Here is a 278-nt window from a genome sequence, read left to right as displayed (position 1 = left end):
ATGATTGTAAAGGGCGACCGGCTATATGTTTATGCACGTTCTGGTGACATAGTATCGTATCAGTTGAATTCGAAGGTAAAGGACCTTAGACCCTTGGGTTCGAGGTTTAGAAATAGAAGACTTTTCGAAGAGTCGTCTAACGAATATAGAGATTAAAGGTAGATAGATGGTTCCTGTAATAGCGCTAGTAGGTCGTCCTAATGTAGGTAAATCTACCTTATTCAATCGTTTGACCAAAACAAAAGATGCAATTGTCGCAGACTACGCAGGCTTAACTC

The 278-nt window shown here is 40.3% G+C and carries 1 protein-coding gene; it reads left to right on the top strand.

The genetic code is table 11. From position 1 onward, the window contains the following. Positions 1–166: 166 nt before the first annotated feature. Positions 167–278 (top strand): GTPase (locus A3735_RS28820; RefSeq protein WP_156499575.1); only part of this gene is annotated, 112 nt, incomplete at its 3' end.

Source organism: Oleiphilus sp. HI0061 (assembly GCF_001635675.1).
The sequence above is the reverse complement of the archived record's forward strand: the minus strand, read 5'-3'. Positions and strand labels throughout refer to the sequence as shown.